Genomic DNA, 4,486 nt, shown 5'->3' with positions numbered 1-4,486 from the left:
GTTTGAAGACCATCTCATTCATCCGCTTGGACTCCCATCCGTCAGCGTCCAGTGGCCAGGGAACGTCGTACCACAGGACGTCGATCTTCCCGTAGTTGGAGAGGATGTCATGGATGAGGCCGTGGGTATATTCCACGAACCGTTTACGGGCAGCCTCGTCGGTGGCGCAGTGGGCGCCGTCCGGATGGTGCCAGTCCATCAGCGAGTAGTAGAAGCCGACGCGGAGCCCTTCGGCCCGGGCTGCATCTACGTATTCCTTGACGATGTCGAAGCCGGGCCCTTGTTTGACCGCGTTGTAGTCCGTGAGCTTGGTATCGAAGTTGCAGAAGCCCTCATGGTGCTTCGTGGTCAGAACCATGTACTTCATGCCAGCGCGCTTTGCCAGTTTGGCCCACGCGCGAGGTCCGGTACGGGATGGCTTGAACGACTTCGCATGCGCCATGTACTCCTCGATCGGCGGGGCTTCGTTCTCCATGTTCCACTCGTGCCGCATGATGCTGCTGTAGACGCCGAAGTGGATGAACATGCCGAATTTTGCTTCGTGCCACCACTGCAGGCGCTGCGTGCGGGTTTCATCCCCGGGCTGCGTTTTTCCGGTGTAGGCCTGATTGGAGATGGTCTGCTGGGCGAAGCCGAATTTTGGAGCCGCGAGACCGGCGATCGAAGCAGCGGTCCCGAGCAGCGCCTGCCGGCGATCGAAAAGTTTCTTACTGAGCACGAAGGTTCCTCCTGAAGCAATGTAAGACGGTTAGCTGTGGGCGATTGGCGATTGTCAAATATGAAAAGCATTTTTCATGAACCATCGATCGATGGTCAACGAAATCCTTGTGCGGGGCAGATTTTTCTCAGGGGGAAGGAGGAAAGCCCCAAAAATGTATACGTGTGCAGGAAACAGTGTCAAGAAAGATTTGCTGCTTTCTGAGGGGCTGAAGGGCGTTCGGCATATCCTCCGGTAACCAGGCATTTCTGAGGCGATTCATTCCTGAAAGCCTGTTTTTACAGAGAAAATTTTCCATTGACAAAGGCTGAATAGATCACGCACGATGATGCCCGCTCCTCTGAATGCATAAATACGTTTCGCGAGTTGTATACGTATTCATACCCACTGGCTCTGACCGACATCTGGGGCGCGAAAGGAAGTTGTAATGATCAGATCGTTTTTGAGGCCATTTCTTCTGCTGGTGTTGCTCGCGACCACTGTCTCCATTTCCGCACAAAGCACCAGCGGCCAGATCAGCGGTCACGTTGTAGACCCATCTGGCGCCAACATTGTCGGAGCTACCGTACAGCTCCTTAACTTGCAAACCGGAGAGGTGCGCGAGGCTAAAACCGCCGAATCGGGCGATTTTGTCTTTCCCGCCGTCCAACCCGGTCAGTTCAAGGTCAGAATCGCCCTCATCGGATTCAAGGCCTACGAAAAAGAGAACCTGAACCTCAGCGCCAACGAGCGTCTCTCCGCCGGTAACATTACCCTGGCCGTCGGCGCACAGTCAGAGACGGTTGAGGTCCAGGCAGACCGGACGCCTGTGCAGACTGAGAGCGGCGAACGCTCGGCCCTGCTCGACTCGAAGGAGCTGTCCACCCTGATGACGGCGGGGCGCGACGTGACAGCGCTGCTTCGCGTTCTTCCCGGTGTGGTTAAGGATGGCGGCGGCGCAAGCCAGCTCGGAACACAGAGCGCGGGTACGATCAATGGCGTACGCGGCGACTACAACAGCCTGAGTATCGATGGAACCACGGGAAACACGCGTGGCGGTCCGAACCTTGACACACCGATGAACTATGACGCGATCGGCGAAGTAAAGGTGCTTCTGGGCAACTACCAGGCAGAGTACGGTCAGGCCGCCGGTTCAGTGGTACAGATTGTGACCAAGTCGGGTTCGAAAAGCTTTCACGGCTCGGCCTACTACTACAACCGTAATGAAGCCTTCAACGCCAACGACTACTTCAATAAGAACAAGACCTATGTGCCTCGCCCGATAAGCCGCTACAACACCATCGGCTATAACGTCGGCGGACCTTTCTTCATTCCCGGTCTTCTCAATGAGAGAAAAGACAAGATCTTCTTCTTCTTCTCGCAGGAGATCTGGCCCACCAAGAAGCCTGGAACACTACGCCAGTTCATGATGCCGACAGCGTTGGAGCGCCAGGGTGACTTCTCGCAGAGTGTCGATAAGAGCGGCAATCAGGTCTATATCAAGGACCCGACATCTTCGTCGACAACCTGCTCCAAGGCGAACACGTCGGGATGCTTTCCGGGCAATAAGATCCCAACCAGCCGCATCGACCCTGACACGCAGAAACTGATGAGCATTCTGCCTTTGCCGAACGCGAGCGGCACAATTGGTGGTGGCCTCTATAACTACGTCAATCAGGGCGTAACCAAGAACCCTGTAAACCAGCAAGTGCTGCGCGTTGACTACAACCCCTTCACCCAGTTGCACACCTACTTCCGCGGAACGCATATGACGACCACGAATGATGGTCCGAATGCGGCAGCGGTCAACGCGCTGATGCAGTGGGGAGTACCGTTCTTTTATTCCACGCCTTCGAGAAATGCGACCTTAAACGTCACCTATATTCCAACCCAGACACTGATCAACGAACTCAATGTCGGCTTTGCGAGCTGGAACGAGACAACAGGTCTTTCCAATTCTGCCGATATCGCCAAGTTCCAGAAGGACAAGCTGGGCATCAATCTTGGGCAGTACAATCCGGCCATCAATCCGCTGAAGCTGGTGCCGCGAGCGAGCTTTGCAGGCAGCACTGGATTCTCGATCGCCAACTCGCCGTCGATTCTGTTTGACAACCGGTTCCCGCTCTCGGACGATACACGTTCCTGGCAGGTAACGGACGGTATCACCAAAGTCTTCAACCGTCATACGCCGAAGGCAGGTATCTACTATCAGAAGGGCCTCTATATCCAACGGCACACGGGTGCGACCTTCGATGGACAGTTCTCTTTCGACACGAACTCCTCGAATCCGAACGACACCGGTTATGCCTACGCCAATGCCGTCGCCGGTTACTACAACTCCTACACAGAGGGGAGCAATACGACCGACTATGCTCCGACGTGGAAGGTGCTGGAGTGGTATCTGCAGGATAGCTGGAAGGTGGTTCCTAGCCTGACCCTGGAATATGGTGTCCGGTTCAGCTATGACCTGCCGACGACTCTGAAGCCGGGGAATGGCGCTGGTTACGTCCCCAGCCGGTACAACAGTGCAAAGGTGCCGAGACTCTATACGCCGTATCAGGACCCGAAGACCAAGACACGCTATGCTGTCGATCCTGGAGCCGGCACGCCCGGATCTTCCGGAAATCCTTTGTTGCCTGTTGTCTATATCGGACAGTTTGTGCCGAACTCCGGTGACTTCTTCAATGGCACAGTAGTGAACACCGACACCAGCTATCCGGCATCTCTGCGCAATAGTAATGGTCTACTGGTGGCTCCCCGTTTYGGTTTTGCATACAGCCCTTTCAACAACTCAAAGACCGTAATTCGCGGTGGAACCGGACTGTTCTACAACATGCGTGAAGGCGGCGGTACTGTTGGCGACTATTCATTGATAGGACCGATCGTCATCAACCCTGTGCAGAACTATGGGGATGCCCGTCAGTTTGCCAACAACTGCTCCGGCTCCGCGTGCAGCGGTGCTGGTATCTCGACGATCAGCCCGCAAGATACGCGAATTCTTCAGCCGAACAGGCCGCTGGAGACCATCTTCAATGGAACAATTGGCATACAGCAGGCCATCAACGGAGGCACGGTCATTGACGTTGCCTACGTCGGTACCTTCGGACGCCACCTGAGCGAGCAGTACAACACGAATCTGGTGCCGTATCTTTCGCACTTCCAAGCGAAGAACATCGACAATACGGTCGCCGCGACTACGGTGCTTGGCAACGTTTCACAGCCGGTTCCACTGAACGATAACTTCTTCCGTCCAACTCCGGGCTACGGCGCGATCAATCTTCGTTCATACTCGGGTACGTCCAACTATCACTCGCTGCAGGCACAGCTGACTCGCCGCTTTGCCAAGGGGCTGCAGTTCGGTGTGGTGTACACCTGGTCGAAGGCCATGACCGACGCGGATGCTGTGAACGGAACGGTGGCGACCTACCAGGACCGCCGTTTCTGGAATTACTCCCTGGCCAGTTATGACCGCACCAACAACTTTGTCGTTCACTGGCTGTGGGATCTTCCGAAGGGCAGTGCTCTGTGGTCAAACTGGGCTACGAAGGCCGTGCTGGATAACTGGCAGTACTCCGGTATCGCGGAGCTTGTCAGTGGAACTCCGTACGGTATCACGCTCAACACCTCTGGCATCGACCTGACCGGCGGCGGAGATGGTGCACGTGCTGTAGTAACTGCTAACCCTGTTCTTCCAAAGAACAAGAGGACAGTCACGCAGTATTTCGACACCAGCACCTTCGTTTTGCCGACGTATAAGGCGGTACCCGGACCCGACACGCCAGGTATTAC

At 55.5% G+C, this 4,486-nt stretch carries 2 protein-coding genes; one reads left to right on the top strand and one right to left on the bottom strand.

Annotation, left to right across the window (positions count from 1 at the left end; translation table 11 throughout):
• Window positions 1–718, bottom strand: a 718-nt coding sequence (locus tag AB4043_RS15910) for an alpha-L-fucosidase (protein WP_442307489.1), incomplete at its 3' end; no start/stop codon positions are given.
• A 427-nt stretch (window positions 719–1,145) separates the two neighbouring features.
• Between AB4043_RS15910 and AB4043_RS15905 the strand changes: the two genes are divergently transcribed.
• A partial coding sequence (locus AB4043_RS15905) for a carboxypeptidase regulatory-like domain-containing protein (RefSeq protein ID WP_442307488.1) occupies window positions 1,146–4,486 on the top strand: 3,341 nt, incomplete at its 3' end.

It is taken from the genome of Terriglobus sp. YAF25, assembly GCF_052113305.1.
In the GTDB taxonomy this organism is placed as follows: domain Bacteria; phylum Acidobacteriota; class Terriglobia; order Terriglobales; family Acidobacteriaceae; genus Terriglobus.
Note: the sequence above shows the minus strand (reverse complement) of the source record. Positions and strands in the feature narration are given on the sequence as shown.